The following is a 21,634-nucleotide window of genomic DNA, read 5'->3' as shown; positions in this document are numbered from 1 at the left end:
GGGTGACAACTACCCTTCTGTCATTGCGAGGAGGTCGCCAGACCGACGAAGCAATCCATTTTAATCGTTTTTTGGATTGCTTCGTCGACCTAAGGTCTCCTCGCAATGACGACTTTTCTACTTTATTTTCTTAAACTAAGTCAATTCAGGGGAATTGGGTAGCAGGAACGATGGAGCGACGCCTATAAATGATAGGCGAGTAACGACGTCACCAACTTCTCATCAATTGACTATATCTATAGCAACTAATTCATTGAACTTATACTAAAGAAAATTTAGAAAAAATTATTTTCTTTTGTCTTGATTTCTTGCCCACTATACTTTAAATTATCTCTAACTAAATGGGTTTTTAATATATGATCAATCATCATTCTGTAGAATCTTCTAATAACAGTGTAACTAAGAAATCTTATAATCTGTATTTTGCAGGTCCATTATTTACTAATAAGGATCTTATAGGTAATTTATATTTAGCTTCTGCCATAGAGGAGGCATCTAGTGGTAAGTATAAATTTATACTACCTCAAAATTTAGAGCAAAGGGATACCCATGCTAAACACATAAAAAATAATGATTTAAAAGCTATAAAAGAAGCTGATGGAGGCATATTTAGTTTTGACGGCACAGACCCAGATTCTGGTACAATAGTAGAATTTATTCAAAGTAAATTTTTAGATAAACCTGCAGTATTATATAGAAGTGATATTAGATTAGGGGGAGATCAGAAAAGGACTCAGGGTAATCCTTGGAATCTGATGATGTCAAATTATCCGCGTGCTAAAGTTGTTATAATTGAAGATATAGTGATAAAATATCAAGACTTCCATAAGCAGCATTCAGGTGATGTACACAGTATATCAAAAGCATTATCTCTTCTTATAGCTCAGCCTATTATTAAGGCATTAGATGAAGTATTTGCTACACTGCCGTTAGTGTTGCCTGATAACTTAGATAAGAAAATGCTAGATAAGCACTTTCATATACTTAATGATTTAGATACACACTAGGAGCCTGTCGGAGAATAGAGAATTTACCCTAAATACGGTCAATTTTTATTCTTCGACAACCTCCTATAGTCAATTCAGGAGGATTGGGTAGCAGGAGCGATGGAGCGACGCCTATAAGTAATCATAGTACCCTACAATTTTTATTCTATAAGTATTAAGCAGCATAAAAACGTCATTGCGAGGAGGCGTGAGCCTACGAAGTAATCCATATAGTCTTGGTGTATCTATACTATAGTCAATTGATGAGAATTTGGCGCTAGGAGCGATGGAGCGACGACGTCACCATCAATTGACTAATGGATAAAACAATTAAATTAAGTAAATATGACAAAAAAATATAATATCGCAGTGGTTGGGGCAACAGGTAATGTTGGGCGAGAAACTCTAGAAATTTTATTTGAGAGAAGTTTGCCAATTAATAATATCTATGCTATAGCATCGAGTGAATCTAATGGTAAAGAGGTTAGTTTTGGAGATGGTACTATAAAAATAGCTGATATAGATAGTGTAGATTTTAGTAAAATTGATATTGCTTTTTTTTCAGCCGGATCAGAAATATCAAAGAAATATATACCCATGGTTACCAAGCAAGGCTGCGTAGTTATCGATAAATCATCATTTTTCAGACTTGATCCTGATGTTCCTTTGATAGTTCCAGAAGCTAATCTGGCTAGCCTAAAAGATTATACTATTAAAAATATTATAGCTAATCCTAATTGCTGTACTGTTCCCATAGCTACCGCGTTAAAGCCTTTGGATAATGCCGTAAAGATTAAGAGACTGGTTATATCAACCTATCAGTCAGCTTCTGGAGCAGGCAAAAAAGGAATGGAAGAATTGTATGAACAAACCAAGGCAAAATATGTTTTTAAGGACATTGAACCTAAAGTTTTTCCACATCAAATAGCTTTTAATTTATTCCCGCATATAGGTAGCTTTAATAAAGATGGTTCTACTAGTGAAGAATCTAAGATCGCCCTGGAATTAGAAAAAATTATAGGAACACACGCTAAAGCTAGTGTAACTTGTGTTAGAGTACCGGTGTTTGTTGGTCATGCTATTTCAGTTAATGTTGAATTTAGTGGGGCAATAAATGCGGAAGAAGTAAAAGAGATTCTTAAAGAATCAGACTCTATTGAGGTTAATTGTCATTTAGATCCAATACAATATGTCACTCCCAAAGATGTAGTAGGTACGGATATGGTCTATGTCTCACGAATTAGACAAGATCATAGTCAAAAAAACACCATTAATTTATGGATTACAGCTGATAATTTACGTAAAGGAGCAGCTTTAAATGCTGTGCATATTGCTGAAGAGCTAATCAAGTATATTTGACAAATAATCAGAATAAATTGTGGATAACTTTGTGGGTAAATAAAAAATACTTATTTTGGGTAACTATGCTAAGGTCAGTTTTATATGTTATTGATAGCCAAGATATGTTGCCATAATTGCTTAAAGTATAGATTAAAGCTCGTTAACATTTTAATTAAAAATATATAAAAAGTCAATATAAATTTCTAACTTTTACTTAGTGCATAACTTTTTTGGTGTATAATTAAATTAATTAATCAATAATAAAATAATGAGACAAATACAAATAATTTCCGTTGGTAAACTTAATAATTATTATCAGCCAATTGCCAGAGATTATCAAAAATTGATAAAGTATAATATAAAATCCACAGAAATTTGTTATTCAAAAAAATTACCAGCTGAACAAATCAAACAATTTGAAGGTAAATTAATTAATGAATTTTTAGAAGAAAAATCCTGTAAAATAGTACTAAACATTATTGGTAATGATTATAATAGTCATGAATTTACAAAATTAATAACAAATAATTTGCAATCAGGTAAAAATATACAATTTATTATTGGTGGTGCATTCGGTTTAGATAAATCGATTCTTGAACAAGCAAATATCCATCTTAGCCTTTCAAAAATGACTATGCCCCATCAAATGGCAAAAATAATATTATTAGAACAAATATATCGGACTCAGACCATAATAGAAAACCATCCATATCATAAATAGGTATACTACTCTATGAAATTTAACAATTATCTTTTACATATTAGGCTCCTAACAATTCAGACAATCTTCCTACCAGTTATTTTTATGTCCTTATCAGCATTTGCTAATTCAGAGTTCAACAAGAATAATGCAGAATTTATTAATTTATTGAAAGATACAAAAATTACTGTTGTTGCTCCTGCTTCAGGAGTCAGCAATGAAATATTATCTAATTTGAGAAATATTACTTCGTTAAAACTAAACATTCCAAATGATTGCTTTAAAGGAAAAAGCCTATTCCATTCTTCCGATGATCAAACAAGATTATTATGTTTGGAAAAGGCCTTAACTGATCAATCAAATAACGTAATATGGGCTCTTCGTGGGGGGTATGGTTCAGCTAAATTAATTCCTGACTTACAACGCTTAAAGAAACCGATAAAGGAAAAGTTTTTTATAGGATTTAGTGATATGACAGCTTTACATATTTTCTTTTCGCAAGAATGGGGTTGGAAGACAATTCATGGTAATGGTATCGTTGAAATACTTAAGCCAACTAAAGATCGTCAAAATTTTATAAAAATAGCAAAAATAATTTCTGGTAAAGAAACTCAAGCTAAAATTAAAGGATTATCCGCACTTAACCTTGCAGCAAAATCCAGTAAAATCGTTACAGGTAATCTTACGGGCGGTAATCTAAGCATTGTACAAACATCTATAGGTACATCATGGCAAATAAAAACGGCAAATAAGATACTTTTCTTGGAAGATGTTGATACAAAGCCATACCAACTAGATCGTATCTTATATCATTTAAAACAAGCAGGGCTGTTAGAACAAGTAAACGCTATAATATTTGGAACTTGTGGAAATGATAACGAGACCATGATTAGGACTCTTACTGATTTTGCAGCTACCTTAAAAACCCCAATATTTAAGACCAATAGATTCGGTCATGAACGAGTTAATGATCCAATTATCTACAACACTGATACAAAAATTATTGTTACTGATGATAATCAGTTTGAATTAATAATGCAATGCTATTAAATAACCCCCCTCTCTCTTGTCACCCCTGCTTACGCAGGGGTCTCAGATCATAGCACCCTACAATTTTTATTCTATAAGTATTAAACAGCATAAAAACGTCATTGCGAGAAGGCGTGAGCCTACGAAGCAATCCATATAGTCTTGATGTATCTATACTAATTCTCATGGATTGCTTCGTCGCTACTAAAGTAGCTCCTCGCAATGACGCTTAGCAGTCAGCTTTCTTACTCATCATAAGGAAATAAATAAAAAATTGTAGGGTGCTATGCTCAGATTCCCACCGTTGCTAAGAATGACACAAGACTTTCACAGAAATGACAAAAAAGTTAGATGTCATAAAGGATGAACAGCTGGGTTAGCTATAATCATTTTCATATTTAGACATTTTAGCAGCTAAACGATATTGATTGATCCCATCAACATGCGATTTCACTTCACTTTTAATAAGCTCTTTTCTTTCTTCTATTTTCTTCAGTACTGCTTTACTATATTCTAAAGATTGACTATCACCATTACTTTCGGCTTTCTCACGCATAATATCATAATGTTCTTGTCTACGTATATATCTATCCTCATCAATCATTCTTTGCTCAATCTTATGGGCATTGTCAATCATTTCACGAGTTTGAGTATCTGTTGCTTTCTCTCGCATAAATCTTTCTCCCATTAATACTGGACTTTCTCCATCATTTTCACCTTGAGCAAGAGCATTATATACCTGAAAGGAAAGACCTTTGTTGGTTAATTGTTCATAATAATCAATATCTGCTATTCTACCCTGTAATTCAAGTTTAGCTAGATATTCAGGAGATGCGATATCTTCCTGAACAGCTATAGTTTCTTTATTGATTTTTGTCTTAAGTTTTTGATGTTCCAAAGCTCGTTGATCATCCTTAAGTGATTCATTATGGGTTCTAAGTCTTGGATCATTATAGTTAAAATCTTCCCACTCAGCCCCAGTCAAGTTACCCTCAAAAGCATCACGTAAATCCTTACCAACAACAGCCGTCAGAGCTTCCCGCTTTAACCCTTCATAACCAGCATATATTTTCTCCCCTATATTCCTACGTTTTCTATCCCGTAACGCTCTCTTTTCCTCAACACGCTTGTTCATATCTTGCCAACTTCTGAGAGGAGCTATATTTTTACCAAATAATCCTACTCCTCTTTTTGACATTTCTTGATGCGAATTCATATAAGCTTGCTGGAAATCTTTGGTAAACTTTGCATCACTGGCTAATTCTCGTAAACTCTTACCATCTTTAGTTTTCATTGACTCATTAAGTTGTTTCTTTTGATCTTCATTAAGAGAATCATATTTTTTACCTTCACCAAATTTAAGAGCTGCTAAATGATCTCGAAGTGCTGAATAACTATTGCCAGTAAATTCTTTAACTGGTTCATCAGGTTTAATGGTTTTCATAACCTCGTTAATAGCTCTGTGATAATCACTTTCAGCTTTAACATTAACGTCTTTATAATCTATACCGTAATTTCTTTTTACTTCACTTAAAACACTCGAATTTACTGATTTGGGGTCAAGTGCTTCTTGGGCAACACCCCCCATCTTCCAATCTTCATACTTACCGGCAAAAAACATACTTACCTTCTCAACTTGTTGATCCGCCCTTTTCTTGACAGCCCCAAAAGCATAGTTTGTAGGTCTCTCTATTTGTTGCTGAATAGGGGCAAAAGCAGCTTGTCCAACCGCTTGTAAATTTGTTAGATTACCCGATGTGCTAGATAAGAATTTAGCACTTGAAACAGCTATATCATTAAATTTACTTAGTAAATAAACACATACAAAAATTAACAATAATCCATCCAGCTGAACAAATTTACCATTAAAAAAGTTGTTAATTCTTGCTAAATCTTTGACTGGATCTAAAAATGGTAACTCAATATATCTATTCTCCTGACATTCATAAGCTGAACATAGTCTACCCTCCGGCGAACGACCTTCTGGTGAATTATCCCTTACACGATGATCAACAGGTACTAATATATCAGCTCTTGCTTTACTAAATTGGTTACCTTTCATTGGAGATGGAAACCACCAATAAAATATCGAGTCTCCAAGACTAGTATCTAGGTCTTCATTAATACTACCAAATAGTTCATTTATCGGACCTAAATTTGGGAAGTCATACTTACATACACCAAAACCAAGTGAAGAATATATTTCTGTTCTGATAATCATTGAAATAAATGCTAAACCAGTAAATAATATAATCGGTTGTATAGCATATGATATTAGCTGCCTTAACCAGTTCTCAAACAATGAACGGGTAATACCAAATAACATAAAGCAGATGAATATTGGTGCCATTATGATAATCATCCCAATAATTATCAATGCCGTAAGATATATAACAGTAGCCTTAAATACCATCATGAAGATATAATAAAGAGCTATCAGGAATAGAATTATATATATAAACCCTAATGGATCAACGAACAGTAATGAAAATAATTTTGCCATAGTTTGTGGAGCAATCATCAAGCCTATTATACTCCAAGAACCTGGCCCGGTCGCAGCAGTTTGTTTAATTATTTGTAATATTTGTTCTACCCCTTCTACAAAAAACACAAACAAATAATCATGGAAAAATTGCCAACTAATAGTAGAACTAAGTAAAGTAGATACTATACTAATTTTTACTATTCTAATTATTAGCTCAGTATGGGTGAGATTAACATTGCCAATTAGAAAAGAAAAGCCTGTAAATATAACATACAAAGTCAACAAAGCCGAAACAGATAAACGATATCCTGGTTTTTTAATAATATTCTCGTAAATCTTCCTAACTAACCCATGTTCCTCTCCTTTACCAAATAACTCAACTTTTATTAAATTTACTAAAAAGTCAATAGGATCTGGTCTAGTATCATTAACCCCAGATTTAATAACTACACGATACTGACCATTATTATCATCGTAAAACTTATCTAAAATCTTGAAATATAATGGAGATTTATCGTAATCATCTTTGTTGACATTTTCATAATTATAACTTATCCCTCCAGCTTTTACTAACTCACCTCTTTTAGTAAGGTCATACAGATTAACAGTAGGCTCACCAAGATGGGCAGTAATACCATCTGGTGCACGTTGTTTCTGAAATGAAATATTAGGGTCTGTATCATACTCAGCAATCAATAAATATAACCCCACTCCATTTTTAAATAAGCATGGGGCATTACTAACTTTTGCATCCTTAGTATTAGTACACATTATGCCATCTATAAATTGGCATTGTTGTAATCTCTTGCAAAATTCAGATAAAGTATTGGTATTATTTTCCTGACCATACCATGCACACCAAGCTGATAATTCTGAAGGGCTATTTTTATCTCCTTTAGCAAAATCCCAAGTTTTTACTAATATAGTAAGTGGTTGACCATTTACACTATATCCAGTATCGATCCAAGGAGCTGATTGATTATCTTTTTGTTGCTCACTTAACTGTTCTTTTTTGTATCTTGAAGAAATTACAAATTTTATAAAACCAAAATCATCTGCATCAATACACCTATCTCCAGTACACCCTGAAAGACAAAATATAGAAATTAACAAAATAGTACAAATATTCTTCATTTATAAAACCTAGGCTTAAATAGTAATTATTCCTGTTTAGTAGGTGGTGTGCCACCTGCTCCACCACCATCTGAATCATGTCTTGAGGCAAATATTTTGCCTGTATATTCTTTTTTATTTTCAGAGTCCTCTCTACCCTTTGCTCTATAATTTTGATCGATTACCTTGTCTTTAAATATTCTCGCTGGGGCAAGAGCTACATCCTTAATAGGTTTTGCTACAGTTCCCATATCCTGCATAATAGATTTTGTAGGATTATCAGGCTCTTGGAAATTCCCCTCCCGCCTTGCAGGTTGTACATTAGTCAATAGGACAACCACTTTAGTAACATAATCCACAAGCCCATGAGCCATTAGGCAATAAGCATAGAATAACAAACAACTGGTAAATATTACCAAAAATGTACCTGTAGAATTTAATAAATCGTTTAAATCATTAATTTCTGTAACTGATGGACTAAAAAAAGGTATCCCAGGTAAAAATGGCAAACTAAAAGAAAAATTAATTGGTATATCTATATGTGTTAAATCTAAACCTATAGCTATTGGTAAGAATCCTGGATTCCAACATGCTCTAACTACAATTTTTAAAAGTTGATCCGACATCACTTGATCTATTAATAAAAAGAATATTAATAATATGCTTGGTTGCATCATATAACTAAATAAAGTAGATAGCCAGTTATCAAAGATACTTTTCGTTTTTTCAAATAGTACCAAGATTATAAAGAATGGTGCTAAAGATATCATCACTGAAAGACCAATATATGCTATAACGTAACCTATGATAACTTCCAAAATAGCTCTAAAATATAGTGTAAGAGAATAAATAGTTATGATAGCAACAACAATAAGACCATTATGGATTTGTAATAGCTGTATGAACAATAATAACCAAAATCTACCATTGGTATATTTGTCAAATATTGGATCAATAAAACCAAAAATATTAGACTTAGAACTAGTGAGTCCTGATACATTGCTCATTATATAGTCAGTACCCTCAATAAAGGCACTAAATAAATAATCATTAAAAAAGCTCCAACTATTTTCTCCTAGTAGCACTGCTACCAAAGCTATTTTTATAAACCTAGTTAATAAATCTTTAGCCGTTATCTGGGTAGCACCTGCTAAAAAGGTTAACGCATATATCATTACATAGAGAACTAATGCTGATTTGATGATTCGTCGTAACGTTACGTTTTTAGTTAGTTTAGTATAGAAATGCCAAGTAGAATTATGAAAACTATCAGTAATAGGTTTAACGGCTCCTTTATATACAATATCTGAGAACCAAGTACTTCCAGTGTAATTAGCATAATTTACACTAATTTCTCCCATCACCTCTTTATTAGGATTCTTGACTCTAATCCATAAATAGCCATCTTTTTCAGCATCAATTGAAAAATCTTGGGCAATTTGTGTTCCAACGGTCGATTTTTCATCTGGCGTTCCACCATCTTCCATTATAGCATATTCAACTTCTATGTTTTTTTGTTGAGTATTACTAATAGCCTTATCACCATTACCTACTTCTACAATCATAATGTAGCGTCCAAAATGTAAGAATTTAGCACTCAAATCTACAGTAGAACCATTAATATAAGAACTAAGCTCACCAAAACTAGAAAAGCTAGTCCAATCACTCATTAGAGGCTTATCCAGAGCAGTAAACATACCTTGAATTGACCAATTAGTTGAAAAATCCAAATTACCGGCAACGCTAGACTTGTAATATAAGAAATTCTTTTTTAAAGATTCAGAATATACAAAACTTTCTGCTTCTCCCTTTATGACATTCCCACCTAGCGATATCTTCATTCCTCTTCCTTGATCATAGAAGCATACTGGATCATTATCATTAACAGAATTAGGACAATTTGTAACAGATAAGTTATTCATACGGTCTATAGATGATTGAGTTAATGGCTTACCAACTAATATTAGCTTATCTAATGTCTTATATTTGGTATTTGCTCCAGTACCACTACACTCTAAGCTTCTTAAGGGATCAATAACATTACATAATTTTTCTGTAGTTGAATATAATATTTTATTATCAATGTTACTATTAGTGTAAAGTGACGCTATTCCCAGCGTATTACTCTCAAGTTCTGTTTTTAATATATCTTTGTCAGTAGCTGCACTAAAAAACTCTCCCGCTGCTGCAAGAGTTATGTTTATTACATCACCTTGTTCTATATGAATTTTTTGTCTGTTTTTAGCAAAATTAAAATAGTCTACATAATTTTGTATTTTATTAAATGCTAAAGTTGCATAATCTTTCGTTTGGTCAGTTGACTTAAATCCTGGAAAATCACTAGCTTCATACTTATTAGTTAAATAATTAAAAGTTTTAATAAATATTTGAGGTTTATTGAACCTTGGATCTATACGGTAAATCACCAAATATTTTCTTGGATTACTTACAGCTCCCCTAGTACTCCATTCAAACTTAATTGCTCTATCTTTTTTAACGTAGTTACCGGTAGAATTCCATGTATTGGGTTTTGCCAGGTCTAAAGAAATTCTGCCTTCTTGCATACCATTAAATTTTGGTACTTCTAGACATGTCGCAAATAAAGCACCAAGCCCACTTAAAGTTGAATTCATCCAATCATATTTACTATCATCGGCTTTGGCAGAATGAAAGGCTAAGAGAACTAGTAAGGCAATAAATATTTGCCCCTTAAATAGTAGACTTCCTGCATAAGTCAATCTAGTTGGTGATTTTGTCGTCAAAACTCGCCTCCGCTCCGAACAATCGTCTATGTACGCGAGGGTAGCAGGCTTCGTTTTTCCTAAAAATCCCTCAACTATCTTTGACTTATGCAGGAAGTCTAGTAAATCTACCAACAAAATTAAATACCTAAAATTTCTCATCCTATTCACTTATTTTCAATTATTATTTCGGACTCGTATTAGAAGCACTTTCACCACCACCTTCACTATTATTTGAACTTTCAGCCTTATTGTTACCATCACTATCCTTGGTATCAATTTTTGATCTAGCTTTATTACCCTTATCAAGGGCTTTATTCCTATCTTTTAATCTTTTACTAGCATCTTGCTTGATTGCGTCTCTTCCTTGTTTGTCTAAACCAACTTTTTTCAAAGCTCCTTGCTCCATTGCCGATGACATATTTTGCCCCATAGAGGTAGCAGAAGGTCCAGCAGTACTAGTCAATTTTGCCACCATTTGCCCAGAAAATTCAACATAACCATACATTCCATAGGAAATAATAATCAAGGCAATATAATGTTGCATATTCAAGCCCATCATCCCAGAACGAGGATCCATCCCCCAAGGTGCAAACCAATTGATACAAAAAATCTCTAAATTAGAGAAAATTGCAGGAAGACCCGGAATGGCAGGGAATGGAATTTTTATTGGTAAAGCACATTTCCAACACACACTATAACCAGTTGTAAAATCCAAGTAAATTGTAAACAACTGAGTAAGTATAATAATTCCTGCCATTAAGATTACTGGTTCTATCATATATCTAAAAGTAAATCGCACCCAATTATCAAATAAATATCTCGTAAAATCAAATAGCATAAATGTAAGAAATAGTGGAGCTATGCCGATTAATAAAGCTGTTGCCATAAATGCCATAATATAAACTGCTACCGCCCGAAGAACGGTAATGATTACTATAATTACACTAATAAATAGTATAACAAAATAAATCAGTCCACTAAGGCCCATTGATAATAAAGATAGCACTTGACCAGCAAAAGTTTTACTAAATAATATTTTACTCATTAATGCATCTAAGAACATAAAAGGATTTGATATCTTATCCGTAGATGAAAACATACTATAACCACTCATATTAGAGATGATCCCATCTGAAAAATTAGTGATAAAATCAAATATATATTCATTAAAAAATCTAAAAGTACTCTCATTCATTAATCCACTAACTATGGCAATTTTTGCTATCCTAATTACCAAATCCTGTTGATTGATTTTAACCATACCTAGTAAAAACATTGCCCCATATAACATAACGTAAAGAATTAACACTGCTTTTATATAGTTAAAAAAGTTACTACAAGTAGTAGTTCCACCACCATAGCAAGTCATGTTCTTAAAAATTGTTACCGCAGCATCCTTGATTTTTCCTTTTAACAACTCAAATAAAGGATTTAGAACATTAAAAGTAAAGCTACCCACCTTTTGTGATGTACGAAATTCTACTTTGTACCTACCATAACTTTCTTTATAATCCTCTTTTGCATTGTAAATTCTCATCCATAAATATCCAGTATCATTCGCCGTAATTTTTGCATTACCATCGGCATCTTTCACTTGAATATTAGTAGTGCTATAAATTGTACTAGTTTTATTAGGATTTTCACCATATGGCATTATTAAATACTGTACTCCACCACGATTCTCTATAACATCATCAAAACTATTACCATTACTTCTTCGACATTTAGTTTGCTTAATATTTAACACATAACCACCAGTATTTTGGCTATAGTCAGAATATTTTGACCAAAAACGATATTGTAAATAGCTTTTTGCTGTAGCGGTTATAATATCGTTAAAAATAATTTGATATTTACTATTAGCCACCTTACTATCATTTCCCGAATCATTCCCCTTGTCTTTATCATTTATTTTAGCAACCATATAGGCTGTTCCTAAAGATTTAGATGGAGTTCCACTATTATCGATTCTGTATAATAAACCTGTTGGAGCAGCATACCAAAAATGTCTTTTTTTCTGGTAGTCTCCTTCTATATAAGCTTTATCTTTAATACTATGATCAACATCTGGGCATGTACGAGATGAGGCACTAGAATTGTAAGAACATTCCGGATGAAAATCCGTAAATAATTTTCTAACGTCACTAGACCAAGGAGATGTAAAAAAACCATCATCTCGATAAGGTTCTGGTGCCTCCCCCATAACATTAGCCCAAAAAGGAGTCTTATCACATATTGTTCTCCAATAACTAGCTAAATGGGCTCCATCTAGTATGCACACCCCATAACCTAATTCACGGTCTTCTGGTTTACTCCAACACACCTCATGTGGGGTAACATTAATACAATCGTTTGGATTATTACAATTTTCTGCAAATCTACAACCACTAACATACTCTCCATAATATATTGAATATCTACCACATAATGGACTGTATTTTCTCTTGCCTTCTGAGCAATCTGCTGTTTCTATAAAATTTTTAGATTCACCATCTTGCTTAACAAACTTAAAGATATTTTTTACACTAACATTAACCATATTTGGCAATTTCTTTTGATCCGGCAAAATTGATATTACAACCTCATCATTAACAAATAATTCAGCTATATTTCGCCATTCATCAGTTTTAGCATCAAAAATTAAAGATAACGGTTCCACATTAGTTTCTTCAACCCTAGGAATGGCAATTCTGTTACCATTACTATCCAAATCTGAAAGTTGTTGGATATTATTTGGGGGAATATAAGCCCTGCAGAGACTTATATTGCCTTTTATTGAAAACTGAATCTCCTGCCCATTTGTAACAGCTAGGTTAGTATTTAACCATTCTCCGTAATGCTTAGGATCATATTTAGTATTGAGCGAACCATCTGGGTTTGTTTCAGTAATAACAGTATAGTTTCCTGTTGCGTTAAGCATTACCGTATTAGTAATATAATCGGTATTACCACCCTGTGTGTCATCATATCTCATAAGACAACCATTAGTAATTTTTACTGATCCTATCATCGCAAGCACTACCATAACAAGGCTAACCAATAAAGCAATTAGACCTAGTAACATTATAAGTTTTGATAAATTTCCTTTCATATGATAATATCCAAGTTATAGCTAACCCCATTAGTATTTATCCATAACAAATTGACGTAATTACAAGAAGGTGTGAAGTCCAAACAAAGTAATCTACCTTGTGGCGTCATTGCGAGCGAGCGTATGTGAGCGTGGCAATCCATGAAGTTTGTATGGATTGCTTCGTCGATCTTACGACCTCCTCGCAATGACGTTGGGGTAGAAGTGTTTCCGTCATTGCGAGACCACGTAGTGGTCGTGGCAATCCATTGTTCATTGAATGCCATATATGACATTAGGGGTTTTTGTACTCCTCGCAATGACGACATCATAATGTTATTATGGTTAATTCTAGCCATTACCCAGCACCACCAGGACTCATACCACCACCGCCACCACCTGCACCCATATCGCTACCACCGCCACCCATACCACCACTACTAGAATCTTTTGCTTCTTCCCCTCCTTTCCTTGGTTTTTCTACGGGATCTTTTTCGGGTACTTTTCCGCTTGATTTTTCTGAAGCATCGGCAATAAAGTCTATCCCTTTCTTAACCATGTCAACTATCTTAGTAGGACTGGCTGTTACAGAATCCATGATCGGACCACCAGTAAGCTCAGCTGCAAACTGACTAATTGATTTTGAGAAATAATAAAAAATAATTGAGAAAACTAATACATATAGTAAATCTATCATCAATGAGAAGATATCTGTAACAATTGATTTAATTGGGAAAAAACTTAAAAGATGCTTTTCCCAACCTACTCCTGAATAATATTGTAATAATTTATACCCAGCACTATTTCTACAATCTTCAGGCTTATCTATTGGCAATCTAAGCTCAAAAGTACTAAACTGAACCTCATTATGTACATAGTCATGCCTCATAAACTGACAATTCTTGTATATTGCCGAATCGTACATAGTAAGCAGCAAGGCAATAAAACCAGCTATTACCGCAGGCTGCAATGCACAAGATATACAAATTTTTAGCCATGCGTCAAAATATGCTTTGGTTCTAGTAAATAAAGCCATAGGAATAAATATAGGAGAAATATAGGTCATGACATATATGGTAACTAAACATACTAAGTAATGGGTTAAAAAATATAAAATTATTGAGATAAATATTACAGAAAATATTAACCCAGATACTACTATTATGATATTACCAGCTAATAAAAAGCCAAATAATACAGTAAAAAATCTGAATGCCCCTACCTTACCCAAATCATCCGGAGCTTCACTACCAGGTTTTTTAAAATCTTCAATAGCAGTACCTTTATTGCTATTGCTGTCCGACACAGTACTAGGAACGTTATTTAAAATAGCTTCTGTATTATAGATTAACCCCATACCCAAATAATAAGCTATCCGACAATCAACAGCATCCCAAAGGGCATAAAAACTATAACCATTTTTATATTTCTTAGCATCAAATTCACATAACCCTCTAGAACCACCAGAATTAAAAACTATTTGGGCAAATTGTGGAGTAAGTTCAGTAAGTAACGGTAAGCCATACTGCAACATCCCATTGTCAGTAGTTTCTTTACCACCCTTAAAATAAGCTGGTCCAATACCTGTAGCAAAATAAGTCACCATTATTAGTTTCATAACAAAAGTTGCTATTTTATCTAAATTACCATATTCCTTGCTTAGAATCATATTAACAGCAAAAAACATAATATATAATATTAACGCTGCCCTAATAGATACTTTCAAAGATTCTTGAAAGGTCGAGAATGGATTAAGGGCAACCAAACTAACTTTATCATTTTTTGGGTTACAGTTACTATAACGGAAAAAAACTTTATCCAGAGTTTCCTTCATGCAATCTACAGCTAACCCAGAAAAATTAAATAACGACTGACTTCTGGTAGTACCCATATAACAAGTTTTACCTATATTCCGACATTGTTCATCTGGCGGCAATGGCGGAGCTGGTGTGGTAGTATTCTTACAAGCCAATGGAAATGGTCCTTTTGAAGTAGACATGACCAGGCACAATAAGCGTCTATCAACAATTTTTACTGTCAGAATAATATCCTTCAACAAACTGTTTCCACCTAAATCAGGATTATCAGCACTTAACTCACCGAGAGTCTTAGAGTCATTTAAGTTAAGAGTAATAACTGTACATTCTTTAGGACTCCCTTTTTTATTTTTTAGACAAAATTTAAATCTTGCATCACTTGGATCGCAAGCATCAGGAGCAAGAGGGTTGGTCATATCAATACTATACATAATATGACCGTAAGCAGTACTTTTCTTTAAATAATCATCGGTTCCAAATGAGACTGATGGACACAGCTCTCCATAACCAGCAAAAACCTCAACTGCAAAAAATATTAAGCAAAATTGTATAAAAATTTGTATGGCTTTACTCACTTTACACATGGCATTTAAAAGACATAGGAAAAATAGTCTGACGTCATTGCGAGGAATGCGGGAGCCGCAAGACGAAGCAATCCATTTTTGGTTAGTTTTATGGATTGCTTCGTCGGTTACACCTCCTCGCAATGACTTCTTGGTAAGAGTACTGGTCATTGCGAGACCACGTAGTGGTCGTGGCAATCTATTTTTGATCACTTTTTGGATTGCTTCTTGGCTCGCACCTCCTCGCAATGACGTCTTGTACTTTTTTGCAATTTTTAAATTGCTACTAGGTTTATGCGTAAGGTGAGTGGCTTTATGAATTTTCATCAGAGCCATCTTTTTTTACTTTTACATTAGCACTATCAGCTATAACTTGTCTAGCTGCTCTATTTTTAATAGATTTTGCTTTGAAATCTTTAAATGCTTGTTCCTCTAATTTAGCATTTCTATCTTTTATTTCACGATTTCTTATTTCTTGTTTAACGTAACCAGTATCTCCAGGTTTTAAGGTGTGATTCTCCATTTCTTTCGAAGTTTTAGAAAGTACTCCAGAAGCACCAGAAGCATTTTGCTCTTTTGCCAATGCTGATGCAGGAGTTGCTGATGCAGCAGGAGTTGCCTTTTCTAAGGGCTTACCTAATTCCTGTTTATTAGTAGCTAGCGGTGGTGATTTATCAATAGGACTATCTGTTGCTGCTATTGTAGTAGTTGCCGCTAAAACAGGACTTTCACCAACACTCGTCTCTAAATTACTTCTTGCTTCCTGTGAAGCCCCTCCTCCACTTGAAGAACCGCCTTCATTAACAGCAGCTACAGTAGCTTCTGCAATGCGACGAATTGGCAAAGAAGCTCCAGTACCTCCTAAAGATTTCGTTCCACCTCCTGCTGAGCCAGTAGCTCCAGCTGAACCACTGGTACTTACGCTATCTCCTACTGATTCATCACCAGTAGTACTATTACTATCTCCAGCTAATTCACCTTTATCGCCACCTTTACCACCACCAGCCAAATCCTTAGCTCCCCCTCCTCCGGCTGCTTTATCTCCTGCCATGTTTCCAGCTGCTCCAATAGCAGCCATACCAGCTTTAAATATTGCTTGCGGATGAATGGCAACACTACTAAGTGCCACACCCTCGGTCATATCAGCCGCAAATTCTGCTAACTGAGCACTAAGGTGATACATTAAATACAAAGTAAAGCAGGCAGTAATTAACGCTAGCACAATATCTTTAATTTTTTCAAAAATTAATTTTGGTGATACAAAGAACATACCGGGCCCCATAACAACACCCTGCAGAAACTGAAATTTAGATAAATAACTATCTGTACTACCACTTCCTGGCTTTTCTTTAAGCATCTCATTTAGGTTATCTTTAGCAAAATCAACAACTGTTGCAAGTGGATTATTAAGCATATAACCTAGGCTATTCTTACAACTTTTAACTTCGTCTTTAGTATACTTACTCCAATCATTATTAACAAAAAATATTTTCACAGCTCTTTTTCCGTCGCCACCACTTTCTATACTATTGTTTATGGTTTTACTTGTATATTTACAGTGACCATAAAAACCAACATCGTAAACCGAAAACATCATAATCATAAAGGTCACCACCACCATAGGCTGTAACAAAAATGATATTAGCAATTTTACCCACGATTCAAAGTAACCTCGTGTATATTCAAATAAAAACATTGGTACGAAAAGAGGTGCTAAAACACCCAATATTACTATAGATATCATGCACATCACTGTAGCATTCACCATAAATGCTCCAACAGAAATCACTAATAAAGGATAAGAAAGTGCTAAAGATACAAGAGTCATGTTGCCTGAAATAATAGCAGGAATCAGTAAATATACATAAGGTGGGGCTGAGAAACTAAAGAAGTCAAAACTCTTGAAATCATGATTTCTATATTGATTTTCTACCATCATCGTTGATAGTATATCTAATCCCAAATAATGACTTACCCGACAATCTAATGCATCCCATAATGGCAGATAAGAAAGACTTTTATCGCTATAATCTTCAGGGTTAAATTTACACAAATCTGATGGGGCAGAATTCATAACCCAACCACCAAGCGTATCTATTCCTCCTAATAACAAAGGAAAAGCCCATTGCACCATACCATCTAGTCGATTATAGTCAGAACCACTATTGGGAGTAATATTTATACCTACAGAGAAATAGGTTACAAATAACATTTTTAATACAAAATTAATTATTTCATTTTTAGGTAGAATTTCACTAGAAAGTATGATTTTAAAACCAAAGAAAATTACATATATAGTTAATAAAGCAGTGACAGTTCTGTGCATATTACGCTGAAATTGAAATAATACACTACTCTCCCTTTTACTAGAATTAACCACTTTATTAACATCATCAAATGTACAAACATCTTTACTAATCAGTAATCTTGCGGTCATTTCTTTAATACATTCGATTAATGGAGCAGAGATAACTATAGCTGTCTTAGAATTATTATAAGCCCTTTGGTAACAACTAGAGGATGATAAACCACAATCAACTATTGCCATTGGATCAGTAGCAGTTTTGTTAGAACCATTTTGAGAATTATCACCAAGATTCATAAAAGACGCATATATAGATTCAGGGTGGGGTTCTCTAATATACTTACAACCAACCGGCACCCAATCTGCTAATATAGTAGGAGCAGCTACACACATAGTATCCTTTTGCCTTACTACTTTAAAAACAACTGGCAAAAGCACGTCTAACATTACACCGGTATCACCATCTTTTTGATCCTTATAAATAACATGAAATTCGCCCTTATTATCTTTCCAAGCCTCCATAATATCATGCCATGGATCAGAACCGGTTAATACGGCTTTAGCAATAGCAATGGCAGAAATACCTATTGCCTTTATCCTAGCAGTTTGTAGCTTAATATTATTGCAAAATGCAAAGGTTAATTTGGGATCGTTTGGATCAATTTTATTATTTCTTGCACACTGCCCCCCAGGGTAATCTCCATCAAATAATTCATGATCATTTATTTTAAGACGCAGCATCGTATTAGCATAAACCCCTGGCGAGATTATATTCGCAGTAGCAAAGGAAAAAAACGACCCTGGTATACAAGTGTGAGAAAATTCTGTACGTAATAAGTCACCCACACCCCGAGTTTCACAGGTCAACCTTGAAAGAGTAGTAATTATAGTACCTAAAGCATCTTCTTCTTCTGCATAACTATTATGGATAGCAGTAATATTGAGTATACTACATAAGATCAGTATCCTACCAAATGCTTTAACACTATACAATAAGCCACTGACACTAAAGTTACAGTATAACAGGGTTAATAATTTTCTATGTTTGTAATGCATAAATTAACTAAAGTGACTTTACTTCCTCATAAAATATAGGTAACCATTTTTCAGGATCATCACCATATTGCTCTCTAATCTTATTCAACAATAACACCGTTTCAACCCGACCAGAAAGAACATTAATAATATCATTCATACCATCTAGGCTTATTTTAGCAACAACCGCATCTACTCCCTGTTTTATTAAAAAATAACGCGATGTTGGATCAGTAGTTTTTATTAAAATATATTCCCGTTGACTAAGAATAAAGGCACTACGATAAATATCAGTTGCCTTAAGATTGGGTAAAAATATTTGGGTTGCAGTTTGTTGAATCAGAGTATCGCTGATTCTGCTTTTAGCTGCATCTTCAACGCTTTGGGTAGCAAAAATTACAAAAGTATTTAACTTACGCAAAACTTTTAGCCAGTCCTTAATTTTCGGAGCAAATACCGGATTATCAATCAAAGCCCATGCCTCATCAAGAACTATCATAGTTCTCTGACCATCTAAAGAAATACTAATTCTATGGAAGATGTATAATAATACAGGAGCAAGACTAACTGGATCTTTTAACAACTCTGTCATATCAAAACCAAATACTCGAGCTTTCTGTAAATCGATATTATCTGTCTCATTATCAAATATTCTGGCATGCGAACCTCTCCCAACCCACATAGCAATTCTACCTGCCAAACTATTAGGACCATCAATGCCTAAAAATGCTACAACATTTTTTAACCTTCTATCTTTCTTTTCTAGCTTAAAATTACCGCTTACTGCTTGTGATAGAGTCTTATTATCTTCGGATGATAACGACTCTCCATTAGAAGTAACCAATACTTTAAGCCACTCTAATATAAATGTTCTATTCTCTCCAGTATCATCAAGTTGTAAGGGATTAAAGTTACATTCTCCCCCCGGATCAATGGTGGTATAAATCCCGTTAAGGGATCTAATAAATATTTCTGCACCGTGATCTTTATCAAAAAAGAACATTCTTGGTTTAAATTTTTGTGCTTGTGCACATAAAAAATTCATTAATACTGTTTTACCAGCCCCAGTTGGACCAATAATCAAACTATGCCCAACGTCCCGAACATGAAAACTGAAATAAAAAGGAGTACCCGAAGTAGTATCGAGTACAGTCACATATTCTCCCCAATGATTATTAAAAACCTTACCTAATGGATAATTATGCATAGATGCAAAACTAGCCATGTTTAAAGTATTGATAGTCGAACCTCTTACTATATAATCCATATTCCCAGGAAGCTGTCCCCAATAACTCGGTTCCATATTAATTTTTTCTCTAACAGGTTGAATTCCAGAATTAGAGAGTTCAACAGAAGCCATAGATAAAGTATCTTCAAGAGATTTTAAATTACTATCAGAGCAGAGAAGTGAAAAATGGTGTTCTCCAAAACCAATATCACCACTGGTAGCCATATCAAGTGCTCGAGAGATTTCGGCAACTTGTGATACAGCCTTATCGTCTGATTGAATCATCCTATTTTGTTGTAGTTGCATTTTATTAATTGCCACCGTTCTATTAGCAAAAATAAAACTCTGAGTCATAACAAATTCAAAAGGCATTTGTAAAAAGCCATCAAATATCCCAGCTGATGTAGATGGTCCATATTCTAAAATACTTAGTATCCCAGCATATCTTCTACCCGCTGGACCACGTGCTTCTATGGATCTAGAACCAAAAAATAATCTATGGGTTGGAAGATATTGGTCTATTGAACTTCTGGGAACAACCATTTGCATTGAAGAACCACAATTTACCAGAGTACCAAGAAACTCCATAATATCACAACAATAGCCACTACTAGATTTGCGGACGCCAAGTAGCGTAGCACCATAACTATGGAAAGTGTTAACTACTCTTGAGGACATTTCTCTTAGACTGTCCTGCATCTCTCGCATGTCATTTTCCCAAGCCGATTTATTAGACTTTTGCATCAACTTCTTAACAAAGTACTCGATTACAGCAACTCCAGCTTTATCTGGTCGATAAAGAATACTAACATACAACTCATTAAAAAAAGACCTAGAACCGGCATGTTTCTTACGCCATTCATTTGATAAATAAGTTGTGAAATCATTAGGTACTTTTATGGTAGGATCAGAGGTATATTCCAGCCCATCAAAAATCACTGGTCTACGCCTCCTGATCGTGTGGAAATACATCACAATGTTGCCTGATGACATATTTTTAAGCAAAGAATTCCTGATATTTTTTTTAATATCTAAATCTTCATCATCAGCTGTTTCAAAGGAAAACCCCCCTATCTTTACTACTTGTAATAATTCATTATTTTTGGTTAGGATAGTATTACTATCCCAATGGCACTTATAAGGAATAAAATGAGAAGTAGGTTTTTCTTTCCTAGAACTCGATTCTTTTGCTGCTTTTGTTACAGATAATTTTATCAT

Annotated in this window: 9 protein-coding genes and 1 pseudogene; 4 read left to right on the top strand and 6 right to left on the bottom strand. The window is 34.0% G+C overall.

Features of this window, described 5'->3' with window-relative positions; all coding sequences use genetic code 11:
- The first annotated feature begins 356 nt into the window (after positions 1-356).
- The 4 genes from ACQH1V_RS06635 to ACQH1V_RS06620 all read left to right on the top strand — a co-directional run bounded on the left by ACQH1V_RS06635 (position 357) and on the right by ACQH1V_RS06620 (position 4,077).
- Positions 357-1,007, top strand: coding sequence for a nucleoside 2-deoxyribosyltransferase (locus ACQH1V_RS06635; RefSeq protein WP_425360238.1), 651 nt, complete (start codon positions 357-359; stop codon positions 1,005-1,007).
- A gap of 324 nt (positions 1,008-1,331) precedes the next feature.
- Positions 1,332-2,345 (top strand): aspartate-semialdehyde dehydrogenase, encoded by a 1,014-nt coding sequence (gene asd, locus ACQH1V_RS06630; protein ID WP_425360237.1) that lies wholly within the window; start codon positions 1,332-1,334, stop codon positions 2,343-2,345.
- 250 nt (positions 2,346-2,595) lie between these two features.
- The gene (locus tag ACQH1V_RS06625; protein ID WP_094649778.1) at positions 2,596-3,048 is read left to right on the top strand and encodes a 23S rRNA (pseudouridine(1915)-N(3))-methyltransferase RlmH; all 453 of its coding nucleotides are present in this window, start codon (positions 2,596-2,598) and stop codon (positions 3,046-3,048) included.
- An 84-nt stretch (positions 3,049-3,132) separates the two neighbouring features.
- Entirely contained in the window at positions 3,133-4,077 is a 945-nt protein-coding gene (locus tag ACQH1V_RS06620) for an LD-carboxypeptidase (RefSeq protein ID WP_425360236.1), read from the top strand.
- A gap of 373 nt (positions 4,078-4,450) precedes the next feature.
- On the opposite strand, the pseudogene ACQH1V_RS06615 reads toward ACQH1V_RS06620, so the two are convergent.
- From ACQH1V_RS06615 to ACQH1V_RS06590, 6 genes and pseudogenes are all read right to left on the bottom strand, one after another.
- Positions 4,451-7,675, bottom strand: a pseudogene (locus ACQH1V_RS06615) (type IV secretion system protein); the annotation flags it as partial.
- Between the two features lie 26 nt (positions 7,676-7,701).
- A complete protein-coding gene (locus tag ACQH1V_RS06610) occupies positions 7,702-10,356 on the bottom strand; it encodes a type IV secretion system protein (RefSeq protein WP_425360899.1) in 2,655 nt (884 codons plus the stop codon).
- A 223-nt stretch (positions 10,357-10,579) separates the two neighbouring features.
- Positions 10,580-13,489 (bottom strand): type IV secretion system protein, encoded by a 2,910-nt coding sequence (locus tag ACQH1V_RS06605; RefSeq protein WP_425360235.1) that lies wholly within the window; start codon positions 13,487-13,489, stop codon positions 10,580-10,582.
- Between the two features lie 337 nt (positions 13,490-13,826).
- Entirely contained in the window at positions 13,827-15,869 is a 2,043-nt protein-coding gene (locus ACQH1V_RS06600; protein ID WP_425360898.1) for a type IV secretion system protein, read from the bottom strand.
- Positions 15,870-16,161: 292 nt separating this feature from the next.
- On the bottom strand, positions 16,162-19,209 hold the full coding sequence (locus tag ACQH1V_RS06595; protein WP_425360234.1) for a type IV secretion system protein: 3,048 nt from the start codon (positions 19,207-19,209) through the stop codon (positions 16,162-16,164).
- 7 nt (positions 19,210-19,216) lie between these two features.
- Positions 19,217-21,631: a VirB4 family type IV secretion/conjugal transfer ATPase gene (locus tag ACQH1V_RS06590; RefSeq protein ID WP_425360897.1), complete on the bottom strand. Its 2,415-nt coding sequence runs from the start codon at positions 21,629-21,631 to the stop codon at positions 19,217-19,219.
- Between the last annotated feature and the right edge of the window lie 3 nt (positions 21,632-21,634).

Origin of the sequence: Candidatus Tisiphia endosymbiont of Ceraclea dissimilis (genome assembly GCF_964030735.1) — a bacterium.
In the GTDB taxonomy this organism is placed as follows: Bacteria; Pseudomonadota; Alphaproteobacteria; order Rickettsiales; family Rickettsiaceae; genus Tisiphia.
The sequence above is the reverse complement of the archived record's forward strand: the minus strand, read 5'-3'. Positions and strand labels throughout refer to the sequence as shown.